Origin of the sequence: Mycolicibacterium lacusdiani (assembly GCF_021916785.1) — a bacterium.
GTDB lineage: Bacteria > Actinomycetota > Actinomycetes > Mycobacteriales > Mycobacteriaceae > Mycobacterium > Mycobacterium lacusdiani.
This window is the reverse complement of sequence record NZ_JAKCFC010000001.1, coordinates 1,019,281-1,034,951: the sequence shown is the minus strand read 5'-3', so window position 1 is coordinate 1,034,951 and position 15,671 is coordinate 1,019,281. Positions and strand designations below refer to the sequence as shown.

16 protein-coding genes are annotated in these 15,671 nt (G+C 66.7%); 11 read left to right on the top strand and 5 right to left on the bottom strand.

Annotated elements, in window-relative coordinates:
• On the bottom strand, positions 1-616 hold a 616-nt coding region (locus LOK44_RS04985; protein WP_237568899.1), incomplete at its 3' end, for an MCE family protein.
• 315 nt (positions 617-931) lie between these two features.
• Here LOK44_RS04985 and LOK44_RS04980 point away from each other — a divergent pair.
• The 5 genes from LOK44_RS04980 (at position 932) to LOK44_RS04960 (ending at position 3,924) form a co-directional block, all read left to right on the top strand.
• Positions 932-1,678: a hypothetical protein gene (locus LOK44_RS04980; RefSeq protein WP_237568898.1), complete on the top strand. Its 747-nt coding sequence runs from the start codon at positions 932-934 to the stop codon at positions 1,676-1,678.
• The gene (locus LOK44_RS04975) at positions 1,675-2,427 is read left to right on the top strand and encodes a hypothetical protein (RefSeq protein ID WP_237568897.1); all 753 of its coding nucleotides are present in this window, start codon (positions 1,675-1,677) and stop codon (positions 2,425-2,427) included. Before LOK44_RS04980 ends, LOK44_RS04975 begins: the two co-directional genes overlap by 4 nt.
• 59 nt (positions 2,428-2,486) lie before the next feature.
• Positions 2,487-2,999 (top strand): cytochrome c oxidase subunit 3, encoded by a 513-nt coding sequence (locus LOK44_RS04970; RefSeq protein ID WP_237568896.1) that lies wholly within the window; start codon positions 2,487-2,489, stop codon positions 2,997-2,999.
• 4 nt (positions 3,000-3,003) lie between these two features.
• Positions 3,004-3,294, top strand: a complete 291-nt coding sequence (locus LOK44_RS04965) for a cytochrome C oxidase subunit IV family protein (RefSeq protein ID WP_237568895.1) — start codon at positions 3,004-3,006, stop codon at positions 3,292-3,294.
• Between the two features lie 123 nt (positions 3,295-3,417).
• Positions 3,418-3,924, top strand: a complete 507-nt coding sequence (locus LOK44_RS04960; protein ID WP_237568985.1) for a TetR/AcrR family transcriptional regulator — start codon at positions 3,418-3,420, stop codon at positions 3,922-3,924.
• Between the two features lie 112 nt (positions 3,925-4,036).
• Here LOK44_RS04960 and LOK44_RS04955 read toward each other — a convergent pair whose 3' ends face one another.
• The 4 genes from LOK44_RS04955 to LOK44_RS04940 are packed head-to-tail and all read right to left on the bottom strand — an operon-like array spanning position 4,037 to position 8,053.
• Entirely contained in the window at positions 4,037-5,023 is a 987-nt protein-coding gene (locus LOK44_RS04955; RefSeq protein ID WP_237568894.1) for a Gfo/Idh/MocA family protein, read from the bottom strand.
• Complete coding sequence (locus LOK44_RS04950; RefSeq protein ID WP_237568893.1) at positions 5,020-5,889, bottom strand: sugar phosphate isomerase/epimerase family protein; 870 nt, start codon at positions 5,887-5,889, stop codon at positions 5,020-5,022. Before LOK44_RS04950 ends, LOK44_RS04955 begins: the two co-directional genes overlap by 4 nt.
• A complete protein-coding gene (locus LOK44_RS04945; RefSeq protein WP_237568892.1) occupies positions 5,886-6,893 on the bottom strand; it encodes a Gfo/Idh/MocA family protein in 1,008 nt (335 codons plus the stop codon). Before LOK44_RS04945 ends, LOK44_RS04950 begins: the two co-directional genes overlap by 4 nt.
• Positions 6,890-8,053, bottom strand: a complete 1,164-nt coding sequence (locus LOK44_RS04940) for a phytanoyl-CoA dioxygenase family protein (RefSeq protein ID WP_237568891.1) — start codon at positions 8,051-8,053, stop codon at positions 6,890-6,892. The genes LOK44_RS04945 and LOK44_RS04940 overlap by 4 nt, the downstream gene beginning before the upstream one ends.
• 155 nt (positions 8,054-8,208) lie before the next feature.
• On the opposite strand from LOK44_RS04940, the gene LOK44_RS04935 reads away from it, so the two are divergent.
• From LOK44_RS04935 to LOK44_RS04910, 6 genes are all read left to right on the top strand, one after another.
• Positions 8,209-9,210 (top strand): LacI family DNA-binding transcriptional regulator, encoded by a 1,002-nt coding sequence (locus LOK44_RS04935; protein ID WP_237568890.1) that lies wholly within the window; start codon positions 8,209-8,211, stop codon positions 9,208-9,210.
• 92 nt (positions 9,211-9,302) lie between these two features.
• On the top strand, positions 9,303-10,151 hold the full coding sequence (locus LOK44_RS04930; protein ID WP_372481172.1) for a PfkB family carbohydrate kinase: 849 nt from the start codon (positions 9,303-9,305) through the stop codon (positions 10,149-10,151).
• 327 nt (positions 10,152-10,478) lie between these two features.
• Entirely contained in the window at positions 10,479-12,422 is a 1,944-nt protein-coding gene (locus LOK44_RS04925; protein ID WP_237568889.1) for a 2-oxoacid:acceptor oxidoreductase subunit alpha, read from the top strand.
• Positions 12,419-13,501, top strand: coding sequence for a 2-oxoacid:ferredoxin oxidoreductase subunit beta (locus tag LOK44_RS04920; protein ID WP_237568888.1), 1,083 nt, complete (start codon positions 12,419-12,421; stop codon positions 13,499-13,501). The genes LOK44_RS04925 and LOK44_RS04920 overlap by 4 nt, the downstream gene beginning before the upstream one ends.
• Positions 13,502-13,565: 64 nt before the next feature.
• Positions 13,566-14,087: a molybdenum cofactor guanylyltransferase gene (gene mobA / locus LOK44_RS04915; RefSeq protein WP_237568983.1), complete on the top strand. Its 522-nt coding sequence runs from the start codon at positions 13,566-13,568 to the stop codon at positions 14,085-14,087.
• A 1,057-nt stretch (positions 14,088-15,144) separates the two neighbouring features.
• Positions 15,145-15,468 (top strand): transglycosylase family protein, encoded by a 324-nt coding sequence (locus LOK44_RS04910; protein WP_237568982.1) that lies wholly within the window; start codon positions 15,145-15,147, stop codon positions 15,466-15,468.
• Positions 15,469-15,671: the final 203 nt, after the last annotated feature.

Sequence of the window (15,671 nt, the reverse complement as noted above, 5' to 3'; positions counted from 1 at the left end):
CCACCGGGGCAACCTCCAGATCGCGGGCGATGTTGCCCAGGCTGGGGTTGATGCTCTTGAAGAAGGCGTTGAAGTCGGTGATCGTCTGGCCGAACTTCTCGCCGCGACCGTTGAGGGCGCCGGAGATCGCGGCCAGGGTTTCGTTGAGCTGCACCGGATCGATGGCCTTGAGCACCGAAGTCAATTGTTGGAACAGGGTATTGGTCTCGACTGTGACGTGCTGGGCGTCGAGCTGCTGCCCCTTGGCCAACGGCGTCGACGACGGGTCGGCCGGTGCGACGAGTTCGACGGACTTCGCGCCGAACACCGTCGTCGAGGCGAGGTTGACGTCCACGTTGCCCGGGATGTACTGCAGCTGCGAGGGATCCATCGCCAGGTGCAGCACGGCGGTGCCGTCCGGGCGGTTCTCGATGCGCTCGACCTGCCCTACCTGGACTCCGCGCATCTTGACCTTGGCCTCGGGGTTCATCACCAGGCCGGCGCGCTCGGACACCACGGTGACCGGCACCGTCGTCCCGAACCCACCGCGGAACATGCCGATCGAGAACACCACGATCGCGGCGATGGCGACCACCATCCCCAGGCCCGCGAGAGGGCGAGCGGCGGCGCTAGCCACCCGTGACGCTCCTCGTGCACCTGTATTGCATCGTTGTCCCAGCTTTCGTCGCCGCGAGGCCCATGCCGTGGTGGCGGCTTTGAATGCAGATCCGGGCGCCGACCTCGATGAATAGCCGAACGGCTACTCTACGAGGTCCAAGATAGCCAGTCGGCTATCTTGAGGCAAGCCCTTGGGGTAATCCAGCTGTGCCTGTTCACCTCTCGGGTGGCGGCGCCTCTGTCGGATCGACCCGAGATCAGTGAAGCCGACCAGCCGTTGCCTTGAAACTAGCCGATCGGCTAGTCTCGGGCTAGCCGATCGAAAGTAGGCACGATGCAGATCCTCGCCGAGGCCGACGACCTACCCGCGACCGCCAACGTCAAGACCCAACTCGTGGCGCTATGGACGGCGCCGGTGTTCCTCGTCGTCTACGTGATCGCATTCGTCGCGTTCCGAGGATTCACTCCGCCCATGGCGCCGCACTGGACGGCTGAACAGGTAGCGGCGTTCTATGCCGAACACACCAACGCCATCAGGTTCAGCATGGTGACGTACGACCTGTGCGGAGTCATGCTGATCCCATTCTTCATGGTCATAGTCGTTCAAATGAAACGCATGGCCACCCAGAGCCACGTCTTCGCGTACTGCTTCCTGACCGCTGCCGTCAGTGGCGCAACGACATTCGCGCTGGCGAACATCTTCTTCCTCGTCGCAGCGTTCCGCCCAGAACGCAACCCCGAGTTGATCCTGCTGCTCAACGACATGGCGTGGATCATCTTCATCGCGCCGGTCGGCATGATCGTCGGGCAGAATCTCATGCTCGGTCTCGCGGTGTACTTCGATCGCGGCCCCCAGCCGGTATTCCCTCGATGGGTGGGCCACTTCTCCATCGCCACCGCCGTGGCCATCGCGCCGGCGGCATGCGCAGCGGTGTTCCACACCGGCCCCTTGGCATGGGACGGGCTGATCTCGTTCTGGCTTCGCAATGTCGCCTACGCCGCCTTCGTCGTGATCATGTTCTTCGTGCTGCGCGCAACACTGCGCCGGCAGGCAGTCGCAGAAGGAGTGTCGGCCCGATGACGCCGGTCGACGCCCCGGTCATCGGTACCGATGACCGCCCGCCAGGCGCGGCCGGGAAACGAGACGTGTGGCTGGTGTTCTGGATCGTGCCTGCGTTCTACACCTCGTTTGGCATCATCTTCTTCGCCCTCGCGCGAGTGATGCCGCCGCCGCGGCCCGACGTCACCACCTCGCAGATGGCCGACTTCTTCGCCGAACACGAAACGACGATCCAAATCGGTTTCGGCGCACTCATACTCATCATCGCCGGTGCGGGGATCGCCAACGGCATCGTGATCTTCCACATGCTGCGCATGTCGACCGGATCGGTGATGGCGTACTCGTACATGGGCGGGATGGCCGTCGGCGCCCTGCCAGGTTGCCTGCTGGTTGCGTGCATCTTCCTGGTCGCAACCTTTCGACTCGACCGCGACCCAGAACTGCTCGCGCTGCTGTATGACCTCGGGCTGCTGTCCTACGTCGGGTCGCTTGGCTGCTTCGCCGTCGCCTACTTCGCGTTCGCCGTCGCAATCCTCTACGACCGCAACCAGATCTTTCCCAAATGGCTCGCCTACGTCACGGTCTGGCAGATCGTGACCGAGATACTCGCCGTGCCGGTGTTCGTGTCCAAGGCCGGACCATTCGCCTGGAACGGGTCCATATCCTTCTGGATGGGCACTGTCGTGTTCGGGATTTGGCTGTCGTGCGTCATCATGTTCCTCAAGAAGGCGACTGAGCGGCAGCCCCACGACGAGGCGCCGGTGCCGTGACGACTACCGCTGCCCCGCAATCTCGTTCGCACCTACCCGGTGATACTGCAATCTGGGTGATGGTCCTAGGCGACCTTGTGATCTTCGGCGCATACTTCGTCATCTTCATGATCCACCGCGCGATGTCCCCCGACGCGTTTATCGCATCCCAGCAGAGCCTGAACGTCACGGTCGGTGTCGTGAACACCGTCGTGCTGCTCACCAGTTCGTGGTTCATCGCCCGCAGCGTGATGGCCGCCCGCGACGGTGATCACGAACGCGCCATCCGACTCACCTTCTTCGGCGGTGGCACGGGTGCCGTTTTCATCGCGACGAAGGCCTATGAGTGGACTACTGAGATGTCAGCCGGCTACACGCTGGGGGCGAACGAATTCTTTGGTTTCTACTACATGCTCACCGGCGTCCACCTGTTTCATGTCGCCTTGGGCTTACTGATCCTCGGCATCGTGGTCCGCGATCTGCGCAACCCACGCAAGCGCCGCCTGTCGATGGTCGAATCCGGCGCCACCTATTGGCACATGGTGGACCTGCTCTGGATCATCATCTTTGCTCTGCTCTACGTGATGAGGTAGCCCGATGACCACACTTTCACCTGTCAACCACGGGTCGCGCGTGATCACCATGGTCTGGGTCGTGCTGTCGGTCATCACGATCGCGTCGTGGTGGCTGGCGCCGGGCCACGCCAGCGGTGCCGCGGCCGCCAGCGTGCCCATCACCGTCACGGTGATCGTGCTCGGTGTCATCAAGAGCCGCATGATCCTTCGCTACTTCATGGAGATCCGGACAGCGCCGGCGTGGCTCAAGCTCGCCACAGACGCGTGGCTGGCCATCCTCTGGCTTGCCATACTCGTGATCTACCTGGCGTAGGGCGCGTAGCGGCCATCGATTGAGCCTTATCCTGACCAGGTGCCCGCAGCCCGCCCCACCGCAGACGGCCGTCTTCACTCCATTCCGTGGAGCGCCGCGCAGAACCGCGTCCTCGACGCGGCCATGGACCTGATCGGCAACCAGGGCGTCGGTGGAACCTCGCTTCAGATGATCGCCGATGCCATCGGCGTGACCAAGGCCGCCGTCTACCACCAGTTCAACACGAAGAACGAGATCGTCATCGCCATGACCGAACGGGAACTCGCGACGCTCGAGGATCCGCTGGCCGCCGCCGAAGCGGAATCCGACCGGTCGCGGGCCCGAACCTTGCTGTTGAGCAAGGTAATCGACGTCGCCGTCGCCCGCCGCAAGTGGATCGGCACACTGACCAACGATCCCGTCATCGTCCGGCTCCTCGGCCAGCATCCGCCGTTCATTGCCTTCGTCAGCCGCCTCTACGGCGTGCTGCTGGACGAACGCGACGACACCGAAGCGCGGGTCGCAGCAGCGGTGATGTCGGCGGCCATCGCCGGGTCGGTGGTGAACCCGTTGGTCGCCGACATCGACGACGACACCCTGCGAAGCACTCTCACCCACATCACCGAGCGCGTCCTCGACCTGCCCAAATGAGAACGTTCCACGCTATGCCCATCACGTCGCCGAGGGCTGACCACCGGGTCATCGAGTCGGTCGCTTCGCACGTCACAAGGCATTGCGCGTCGACGCGTCACGGGGCCCGGTCTCAGCGCGCAGGCAGCCCCGCCGCCCGGTAGGCCGCATCGACGAGCGCCATGTTCGCCACCGCATCGTCGGCAGCAAACGGAAGCGCGGCGCCGGCCTCCACGTGGGCGGCGAACGCCTCGAGTTGGTAGGTGTACGTCGGCCGCGCGCCGAGACGCTCCACGGTCGTCCCGCACGCGGTGCGCAGAGTCAGTCGGTCGTCGACGTGCGGCCGGATGAAGTCGTGCACGTGCAGGTCACCGGCCGTGCCGATGATGCGGTACTCGAACGAATGATTTCTGGCCAGCATCGAATTGGTCGACAGGCCGGTTGCGCCGCCAGGAAATTCGAACTCGACGTCGCAGCGAGCGTCGACGTCCGCCGTCCTCGTCTCGGCCTGCGCCCGCACCACCGCGGGCGCTCCCTCGATGCCCGGCACCGACAGTCGACCGAGCGACCGCATGACGTGCAGCCCGTAGCAACCCAGGTCCATCAGCGCGCCGCCCGCCAAATCGTAGGACCAGCGGGGATCGGACTCCGGCGGCGCAGGCATGGCCATGTGCACCTCGACGCGGGTCACCTCGCCGAGGGTCCCGTCGACGGCGAGGTCGAATGCGCGTTGCGTGACGGGGTGGAAGTAGTAGTGGAAGCCCTCCAGCACGGTGACACCGGCTGCCTCGGCGGCCTCGACCACCTCGGCGGCCTCGAACGCGTTGCGGGCGAACGGCTTCTCGCTCAGCACCGGCTTCCCCGCCGCGACCGCCGCCAGGTTCCACGGCGCGTGCAAGCCGTTGGCCAGCGGGTTGTAGACGACGTCGACGTGCGCGTCGTCGATGACGTCCTGGTAGGACCCGACCGCCCGCTCGACGCCGTACTTCTCGGCGAACACCTCGGCCCGCGAGCGGTCACGCGCGCCGACCGCGACCAGTCGGTGGCCCAACTCGGCGGCGGGCCCCACGATCGCCGACTCGGCGATCCGCGATGCGCCCAGGATGCCAATGCGGATCACGACGCGAGACCATGCAGGTAAGCCACGCTCGCCACGACGTCGCGCACCGGCCCCTCGCCCTCTGGCTCGCCGTCGAGGATGGTGTCCTGTTCCAGCACGAACCATCCGTCGAAACCGTTGTCTCGCAACACCGAGACGATCCCAGCGATGTCGACGTCGCCGGTGCCGAGCGGGGTGTACATCCCGGCCTTGACGGCCTCGGTGTACGTCAGCTCGCCGGCCTGGACCCGGCTGGCCAACGCCGCGTCGACGTCCTTGAGGTGGGTGTGCGCAACGCGGTGCGGTACGGCCTTCGCCAACTCGAGCGGGTCGGTTCCGCCGATCATCAGGTGCCCGGTGTCGAGGCACAGCGGGATCGCCGAACCCTCCAGCACGCGGTCGACGTCGGCTCGCGTCTCGACCATCGTGCCCACGTGCGGGTGCAGCACCGCCAGCAGACCTTCGCCCGCGACGATGGCCGCGAGCCGGTCCAGGTTCGCCAGCAGCGTCGTCCACTGAGCATCGTCGAGTACCGGGCGCACGTCGTACCCGTCCAACCCGGACGTGGCGGCCAGCACGACCACGCCGGCGCCTGCCGCTCGCAGGGCGGCAAGTGGACCCGCGAGATCGAACGCGGGATCATGGGCGGCGTCGTGCAGCACGACGGGGACGAACCCGCCGACGCAGGCCAGTTCGTGTCCCGCCAGCACCGACGTGAGCGCTTTGGTCTCCGACGGCAGGAAGCCGTCCGGACCCAACTCAGTCGCCGTCAGTCCCGCGCCGCGCATCTCGCTCAGCACCCGATCGCGGTCCAGCTGATGGCCCCAGCCGGGCACCTCGCACACGCCCCACGAGATGGGCGCCCCTGCAATCTTGAGTCCGTTCACGCGTTCCGCACCTCCGCGATCGTGACCGGCGTTCCCCGCTTGAGCGACTCGGTGGCGGCCTCGGCCAGCCACGCCACCTCGACCGCGTCGGCGACCGTCGCCCCGAGGACCGGGCCACCCCTGGTCACCTCGACGAACGCCGCCAGCTCGGTGCGGAACGCCTCGGTGAAGCGGTCCATGAAGAAGCCGTGGGCCGGGCCCTGCGGAAAGTCGTTGTGTGGGTCGGTGTTTCGCAGCGGAACACCTTGATCCCAACCTGCGGCGACGCTGTCGTCGAAGCCGTGGACCTCGAGGCGGCAGTCGTATCCGCGGGCGTTGTAGCGGGCGTTGGACACCACGCCGAGCGCGCCCCCGTCGAACTTCACGACGACCGCCGCGGTGTCGACGTCGCCGTACTCGGCGAACAGCGGATCGCCCTGCACGGTGCCGGTGGCGTACACCTCGACGGCGCGCTGCCCGGTGATCCAGTTGATGACGTCGAAGTCGTGCACTGCGCAGTCGCGGAAGATCCCGCCCGAGCCCTTGATGTAGTCCAGCGGTGGCGGAGCGGGGTCCATCGTCGTGCTGCGCACCGTGTGCAGGATGCCCAGCGATCCGTCGTCGACGGCGCGCTTGGCGGCGGCGAACGCCGCGTCGTACCGGCGCTGGTAGCCCACCTGGACCGGCACGCCGGAGGTCAGGATGGCCTCGGCGATGCGGGCACTCTCGACCGCCGTCGATGCAATCGGCTTCTCGCAGAACGTGGGGATGCCGCGTGCGACGGAGGCCAACGTCAGTTCGGCGTGCGCGGGGGTGGCCGCAGCGACGACGACACCGTCGACGCCGGAGGACAGCAGCTCGTCCACGGTCGCGACGTACCTGGCGCCGTGCTTGGCGGCGACCGCCTCGGCCACGTCGCCGCGCTCGTCGGTGACGACCAGGCCGTCGACGCCATCGAGCCCGGACAGGGTTTCGGTGTGGAATGCGCCGATGCGGCCGAGGCCGATCACTCCGAGGGTGGTCATGCGAGTCTCCGTTCGAGTTGAGCTGCGAGGGTGTCGTCGAGTGCTTCCGGGGTGAGGCGAGAGGCCAGGGCGGCCAGCACGGTGTCCACTTGGCTGGGTGGCGCGAGACTGCCGATCGGCTGATCCCGGTCGAGGTTGGTGGGAAACGCGTAGCCCTCGGCGGTCGCGTTGACCGCGTTGCGGACGTCGCGGTCCGAGCGGCCCGCGGCCTTCATGGCAAGGAGCGACGGGTAGATGGCCCGGACCATCGCGGTGCGGTCCATCGCCTCCATCGCCCGTCCGAACGGCGACGAGATCTGCAACAGGTTCGCCATGCGGCGGACGTCCGTCGAGGTGTTGGCGCCGGCACCGTGCATGAGCGCGGGGTTGAAGAACACCGCGTCGCCCTTGTGCAGCGGCAACTGGACGTGGTGGTCGGCGAAGTAGTCGATGAACTCCTGGCGGTAGAACGCGACGTAGCCGGCGTTGAACCGCTGCGAGTGCGGCAGCAGCATCGTCGGTCCGCTCTCGAGTGGCATGTCGCAGTGGGCGACGGCGCCCTGCAGGGTCAGCGCCGGCGACATGGCGTGCACGTGGGCGGGGTAGGCACTCAGCTGATCCGGGTCGACGAAGCCGAGGTGGAAGTCGCGGTGCGGAACCTGCGCTGCGCCACCGGGATTGACGACGTTGACCTGCGAGGTCACCTGGTAGCGCGGGCCCAGCCACGCCTCGCAGACGACTGCCAGTGCGTCGGCGGCGTAGTAGTTCGCGAACGCCTCCGGAGCGTGCAGTGCCAGTTTCTGCGCAGCGTTCCAGATCCGGTCGTTGGCGCCGGCCTTGCCGAAGTGGTCGCCCGCGACGCCGCCCTCGGCGCGCTGAGCGTCGATGATCGCGGTGAAGGCCTCGGATGCGGCGTCGACGACGTCATGGGAGAACGCGCCCTCGAACGCGACGACACCCGGTCCGTCGGCGAGTGCGTGGATCAACTCGGCCTGCAGTGCGCGCCGGTCGGCTGACGCAACCGTGGCGGCCGAGTAGACGACGACGCCGTGTCGCACGTCGCTGGCCATCGGGTAGTCGGCGGGATCGGTCGCTCGGGTCACCTGCGCGCGGAACGCGTCGAGATCGCAATCCGTGTCCTCGACCCACGCCTGCCGCGAGGCTGTCAGTGGTGTGGCCATGGGAGTTAGTCTCGTTGTGACCTGCGCCTCGATCAACACCAGAAACCCGTCAAAAAGCCCTCAGGACGCGTTAGCCTTTCCGCGAGCAGACGCCAACTCGCACGGGGGAGTGCGCTCGAGTGCGACTTGGTGTCTGCTCGCGAGGAAGAGGGGACATGCCTCACCGATACAAGGTGCGCGAGATCGCCCAGCAGGCCGGGCTGAGCGAGGCCACGGTCGACCGGGTGCTCAACGACCGCGCAGGCGTTCGCGAGAACACCCGCGCCGAGGTCGCCCAGGCCATCGCCGACCTCGACAAGCAGCGAGCCCAGTTGCGGCTCAACGGTCGTCGGTTCCTGATCGACGTCGTCATGCAGACGCCACGGCGCTTCTCGGATGCGTTCCGAGTGGCGATCGAGGCCGAGCTGCCGGCATTCGCCCCCGCGATGGTGCGCGCCCGGTTCCACCTTTGGGAGGCGGGCGCAACCGCGCAGACGGTCGACGCGTTGTCGCGCATCCGCGGCAGCCACGGCGTCGTGCTCAAGGCGCAGGACGAACCGGAGGTCGTCGAGGTCGTCGACCGCCTGGTCGCCGGTGGGGTGCCGGTGGTCACCTACTCCACCGACGTCCCCTCGAGTTCCAGGTGCGCATACGTCGGGATCGACAATCACGGCGCCGGGATGACCGCGGCATATCTGATGGATCAGTGGCTAGGGCGTGGGCCGTCCGACGTGCTGATCACGTTGAGCCGCACGGTCTTCCGCGGGGAGGGGGAGCGCGAGGTCGGGTTCCGGTCGGGTCTACGACGATCGGGCCGTGCCGTCGTCGAGGTGAGTGACAGCGACGGCATCGACGCCACCAACGAGCGCCTGGTGCTCGACGCGCTGGAACGCAATCCCGGGATCGAGGCCGTGTACTCCGCGGGCGGCGGCAACACGGCCACCGTCGCCGCCTTCGAGCGGCTCGAGCGGAACTGCCGCGTCTTCGTCGCACACGACCTGGACGCCGACAACCGCAGGCTGCTGCGCGACGGCCGCATCTCGGTGGTGCTGCACAACGACCTTCGCGACGACGCCCGTCTTGCGATCCGGGTGCTGCTGCAGCAACACGGCGCGCTGCCGATCGAACCCGTCCGCACCACCCCGATACAGGTCGTGACGCCGTACAACCTGCCCTGATGCACCGCGAATCGTTATCCCGGGCTACGCCGACTACGCTTCGCCGCATCCCCCGACGAGCGCAGCCGGGGTTCGAACTAGGGAGAACAGCGGTGCAGCAAGGGCTCGTCAAGGGCGTGACCGTGCTGGGCAATCTGGCGATCGACGTCATCGACGGCGCGCCGCCGAGCCCGGGCGGATGTGCGTCGTTCGCGGGTGTGGCGTTGGAGGCCGTCGGAGGCCACGGCCACATCGCGGCCCTCGGCGCACCGCGAGACCACGCCTTGTTCGATCCGCTGGTGGCACGCTTCGGCTCCCTGGTCCGCATCCTGCCGTCGGAGGTGACCAGCGGTTTCCGGCTCGACTACGTCGACGTCGACCACCGCCGGATGTCCGTGGACGCGATCGGGCCCGTATGGGGTGCAGCCGAGGTGGAGGCCGCCGATCCGGACACCACCTGGGTCCACCTGGCCCCGCTGCTGCGCACCGACTTCCCCGCCGAGACGCTGGCTCTGCTGTCCGCGCGGGGGCACCTGGTCGCGTACGACGGTCAGGGCTTGGTCCGCGCCGACCGCGTCGGACCCCTCGTCGAGGACCGGCACTTCTCGCCGGATCTGCTCGAGCACCTCGACATGCTCAAGCTCGCGGAGGACGAAGCGGTGGTCGTCGCCGACGGCGACTTCGACGCGGCCACCGCCAAGCGGCTCGGCGTCCCCGAGATCGTCGTCACCTTCGGTTCCGAGGGCTGCGACATCTACACCGACGGCGACGTGGTGCGAGTACCTGCCGCCTGGCGGGTGGACGGCGTCCAGACGACGGGGGCCGGTGACATGTTCACCGCCTGCTACGTCGCGCATCGCGCTGCAGGCGACGGACCGGTGCCATCGGCCCAGCTCGCCAGCGAACTCGTCGCGCGGGAACTCGACAAGCGTCTCAAGGTGGGTCACGCCGACCTCGTGTAGCAGCAGGTCGTAGGGATGCCACCGGCTCTACCGGTCGGTAACCACGGCCTTAGAGAACGACGTTCTCAAAAAGTGACGAAGACCACAAATCCGCGGCGTCGCGCCGCCATTCACGCCTCTGACCTGCGCCGTTCACATAGCTTTACCTGCAGGTAACCGGCGAGTCCGGTGTAGCCCAGCCTAAGAGAAGTGCAATAATCGTGACTGCCAGTGACAGAAAACTGGGTGGACGTCATCTCGGCGGCGCATCGCGCAACTTGGCCTTCTCGAAGACCTCGATCGCGACCCGAAATGGCGCGACCTGACCAATCGTGAAAGGCAGGGGTCGTGAGTCAAGACGGCAACGGCACCAGCAACGGCGGATCCCCGCGGCAGAAGCTCGAAAAGGTTGTCATCCGCTTCGCAGGCGACTCCGGCGACGGCATGCAGCTCACGGGTGACCGGTTCACCTCCGAAGCCGCGCTGTTCGGCAACGACCTTGCGACGCAACCGAACTACCCCGCCGAGATCCGCGCACCACAGGGCACCCTGCCGGGTGTGTCGTCGTTCCAGATTCAGATCGCGGACTACGACATCCTCACCGCCGGTGACCGTCCCGACGTCCTCGTCGCCATGAATCCCGCGGCGCTCAAGGCCAACGTCGCCGACCTGCCGCGCGGCGGGCTGATCATCGCCAACTCCGACGAGTTCACCAAGCGCAACCTGGCCAAGGTCGGCTACGAGGCCAACCCGCTGGAGTCCGACGAGCTGTCCGACTTCGTCGTGCAGGCCGTCGCGATGACGACGCTCACGCTCGGCGCCGTCGAGTCGATCGGTGCCACCAAGAAGGACGGCCAGCGCGCCAAGAACATGTTCGCCCTCGGGCTGCTGTCGTGGATGTACGGCCGCGAACTGCACCAGAGCGAAGTCTTCATCCGCGAGAAGTTCGCCAAGAAGCCCGAGGTGGCCGAGGCCAACGTCCTCGCGCTGAAGGCCGGCTGGAACTACGGCGAGACCACCGAGGCGTTCGCCACCACCTACGAGGTGTCGCCCGCCAAGCTGAAGTCCGGCGACTACCGCCAGATCTCGGGCAACACGGCGCTGGCCTACGGCATCGTGACGGCCGGGCAGCTGGCCAACACCCAGGTGGTGCTCGGCACCTACCCGATCACGCCCGCGTCGGACATCCTGCACGAGCTGTCCAAGCACAAGAACTTCAACGTCCTGACCTTCCAGGCCGAGGACGAGATCGCGGGCATCGGCGCCGCGCTGGGCGCCTCCTACGGCGGTGCGCTCGGCGTGACGAGCACGTCCGGTCCCGGTGTCGCGCTCAAGTCCGAGGCCATCGGGCTCGGCGTGATGATGGAGCTGCCGCTGCTCGTCGTCGACGTGCAGCGCGGCGGTCCGTCCACCGGTCTGCCCACCAAGACCGAGCAGGCCGACCTGCTGCAGGCGCTCTACGGCCGCAACGGCGAGTCGCCGGTCGCCGTTCTGGCGCCGCGCTCACCCTCGGACTGCTTCGACATCGCGGTCGAGGCGTCGCGCATCGCGCTGACGTACCGCACGCCGGTCATCATCCTGTCCGACGGCGCGATCGCCAACGGATCGGAGCCGTGGCGCATCCCCGACGTCTCGGCCTACGAACCCATCGACCACACGTTCGCCAAGGCCGGCGAGCCGTTCGAGCCCTACGCCCGCGACCCGGAGACGCTTGCACGCCAGTTCGCGGTGCCGGGCACCCCCGGTCTCGAGCACCGGATCGGCGGCCTCGAGAAGGCCAACGGCTCGGGCAACATCTCCTACGAGCCCGGCAACCACGACCTGATGTCGCGCGTCCGCCAGGCGAAGGTCGACGGCATCTCGGTGCCCGACCTCGAGGTCGACGACCCGACAGGGGACGCCGAGATCCTGCTCATCGGCTGGGGCAGCTCGTACGGCCCGATCGGCGAGGCCTGCCGACGCGCCCGCCGCAAGGGCATCAAGATCGCCCATGCGCACATCCGTCACTTGAACCCGTTTCCCGCGAACCTCGGCGAGGTACTCAGCCGGTACCAGCAGGTCGTCCTACCGGAGATGAACCTCGGCCAACTCGCGATGCTGCTGCGCGCCAAGTTCCTCGTCGACGTGCAGTCGGTGACGAAGATGGAGGGCATGGCGTTCCTGGCCGACGAGGTCGAGGGCATCATCGATGCCGCGCTGGACGGCACGTTGCGCGAGAAGGAAACCGACAAGAGCAAGTTCGCACGGTTGGCAGCCGCCACCGTGAGCGCTGGTGTGGGAGTGGATGCATGACTGACCTGATCGGATCCGACCTCGGATTGACCGCCTCTGGGTTGACCAAGACCAGCGGGGTGCCGACCACCGACCAGCCGCAGAAGGCCAAGGACTTCACCAGTGACCAGGAGGTCCGCTGGTGCCCCGGTTGCGGTGACTACGTCATCCTCAACACCATCCGCAACTTCCTGCCCGAGCTCGGGCTGCGGCGCGAGAACATGGTGTTCGTCAGCGGCATCGGCTGCTCGAGCCGCTTCCCGTACTACCTGGAGACCTACGGTCTGCACTCGATCCACGGGCGTGCGCCGACCATCGCGACCGGCTTGGCGCTGGCCCGCGAGGACCTGTCGGTGTGGGTCGTCACCGGTGACGGCGACGCCCTGTCGATCGGTGGCAACCACCTGATCCATGCGCTGCGCCGCAACGTGAACCTCACGATCCTGCTGTTCAACAACCGGATCTACGGCCTCACGAAGGGCCAGTACTCGCCGACGTCAGAGGTCGGCAAGGTCACCAAGTCGACGCCGATGGGCTCGCTGGACTATCCCTTCAACCCGGTGTCGCTGGCACTGGGTGCCGAGGCGACGTTCGTGGGCCGGGCGCTGGACTCCGACCGCAAGGGCCTGACCGAGGTGCTGCGCGCTGCCGCTTCCCATCGCGGCGCTGCGCTGGTCGAGATCATGCAGGACTGCCCGATCTTCAACGACGGCTCGTTCGACGCGCTCCGCAAGGAAGGCGCCGAGGAGCGTCTCATCCGCGTCGCGCACGGCCAGCCGATCACCTTCGGCGCCGAGGGCGAGTACTGCGTCGTGAAGTCCGGCTATGGACTCGAGGTCGCCAAGACCGCCGACGTCGCGGCGTCCGACATCGCCGTGCACAACGCCGAGATCGACGATCCCGCGTACGCCTTCGCACTGTCGCGTCTGTCCGAGCAGAACCTCGATCACACGGTGATGGGGATCTTCCGCCAGGTTCAGCGCCCGACGTATGACGAGATGGCGCGGAACCAGGTCACATCCGCGATGGATTCCAAGCCCCACGACACCGCGGCTCTGCAATCCTTGCTGCGTGGAAAAGACACCTGGACCGTCGAGTAACGCGGGAGCCGACGTTCTCACTCCGCCCGCCGCGATCGTGCTGGCGGGCGGTGCGTCTCGGCGCATGGGCCGGGACAAGGCCACGCTGCCGTTCTCGGCTCCCGACGGCGAGACGACCATGGTCGAGCAGGTCGTCCGGACGCTGAACACCCGCTGCTCGCCGATCTTCGTGATGGCGGCCCCGGGTCAGCCGCTGCCCGAGCTGAACGCGACGGTGCTGCGCGACGAGGCCCGTGGGGTGGGACCGCTGCTGGCCACCGCGCGCGGGCTGCGGGCCGCTGCGGCGGCCGGCGCCGAATTCGCCTTCGTCTCCGCCGTCGACATGCCCTACCTCGACGCGTCGATCATCGACGAACTGCTCGGCCCCGCCCGGCGGCTCGATGCCGACGTGGTCCTGCCGTGGGACGGTCGGACCCACTACCTGGCGGGTGTCTATCGCACTACGTTGGCGACGCTCGCCGATCAGCTGGTCGAGGCGGGGGAGCGGAGCATGCGCGCGCTGGTGCACGCCGTCGACACCCAGCGGGTCGTAATGCCCGAGCAGCGGTCGTTGACCAACGTCAACACCCCTGCCGATCTCGGGTGATACGTGTCCAGCAAATTGCCGAATTAGAACGGCATCCTGCCTGAATTAATTGCCGACAACCGAATTCAATGATGGAAATGGGTTCCGAGCGTGTGATTGACGATCCAATTGCCTCGGGCTGATCGGCGATCTGACACGCGGCCGGCGGATGTGGCGGCCCAAGGACATTGCAACGCATGACTTTTCGGTGGCACCGCGACCGACTGTCGAGCAACGGTTGGCACTTCCAAGGCCTTCTCGCGGCATGAGTCGCCGTCACAATGAACTCCCTTCTTTCCTGTTGGTACTGCCCTGGGCCGGTTCTGCGAAGGTGGTGCCGTATCACCGCGCGGTACTACGGCGGACGATTCAGACGTTCGTTTGCCAATGATGTTACCGTGCAATGTCTTTCGCGTCGATGAGACTGAACCGCCCCGCATCTCGGCCGCGTCACGTCTACTGGCTGGTGCATACGGAAACCGTTGTGGCGCAGAACATTGAGAGGCGGATCGTCGTCCTCGACGGATCTCCGTCACAGCGAACCGCATCGACGCGAAGTGAGCGTCGAACGCGAAATCGCTGTGGCAGAACCCAATCGAGTGGCTCATGGTGCTCTTGTTGCGACTCGGTTGTGTGCGAGCTCACAATATCGCCGTGACGTGCATCACGATTTCACGGTTCGACGGAAGTCCGCGGAAAGCGGCGGATGTCACCGTTGACCTGCATTTATCGCACCGTCGTCGCACCGTGATCAAACCGTGATCATGCCGTGAATCGCATTCGTGTCGACATGACTTTGCGATCCGACGTTTAGTACGGTCCCAAACGTCTCCAAACGGAGCAAACAAGTACACATCACGAACCTGCGTGTGAGTGGGGCTGCGGTGGGTCGGGATCAGGGTTCCGACGTCACGCCGTGGCGGCCGGATGAGTCATCCGGCGAGGCGCTAACGACCTCCCGCTGTCGTACCTAACCGAGACGGTGCGGCCCATGTCTCCCGGCCTGGCTGGACCAGGCACTCCCGTCCGCGTGCTGCGCGGACGCGTGGATGGCGCGCGCGTGGCGAAAGGGATCGAATTGAAGAACATCCGCAAGACGTTTGGGCTGGCCACCATTGCTGGGGCACTCACCGTGGCTCCGATGGCGCTGGGCGCCGGCACCGCGAATGCGGAAGGCGTGAACTGGGACGCCGTCGCAGCGTGCGAGTCGGGTGGCAACTGGTCCACCGCGACCGGCAACGGCTACTACGGCGGCCTGCAGTTCTCGATGAGCACGTGGCGATCCAACGGCGGCAGCGGTTCGCCGCATCAGGCCAGCCGTGAGGAGCAGATCCGGGTGGCCAACAACGTCCTACAGACGCAGGGCATCGGCGCATGGCCGACGTGCGGCGGGCGAGGCTAACCCCCACGTCGTTCGAGCCGAGGAGGGCGGCAGCCGGTTTCATCGGCTGCCGCCTCCTCCGTCTCTACTACCTCAGTTTTCTCTGCTGTCCATCACACCCCGGTAAAGAACCTCTACCTCTTCTGTAACGCGTGAAGTGGGTCACACGACTTACCACATGACTGCGCCAGGCGAGCTGAGCGACACGCCCCAGCGGTCCTCGT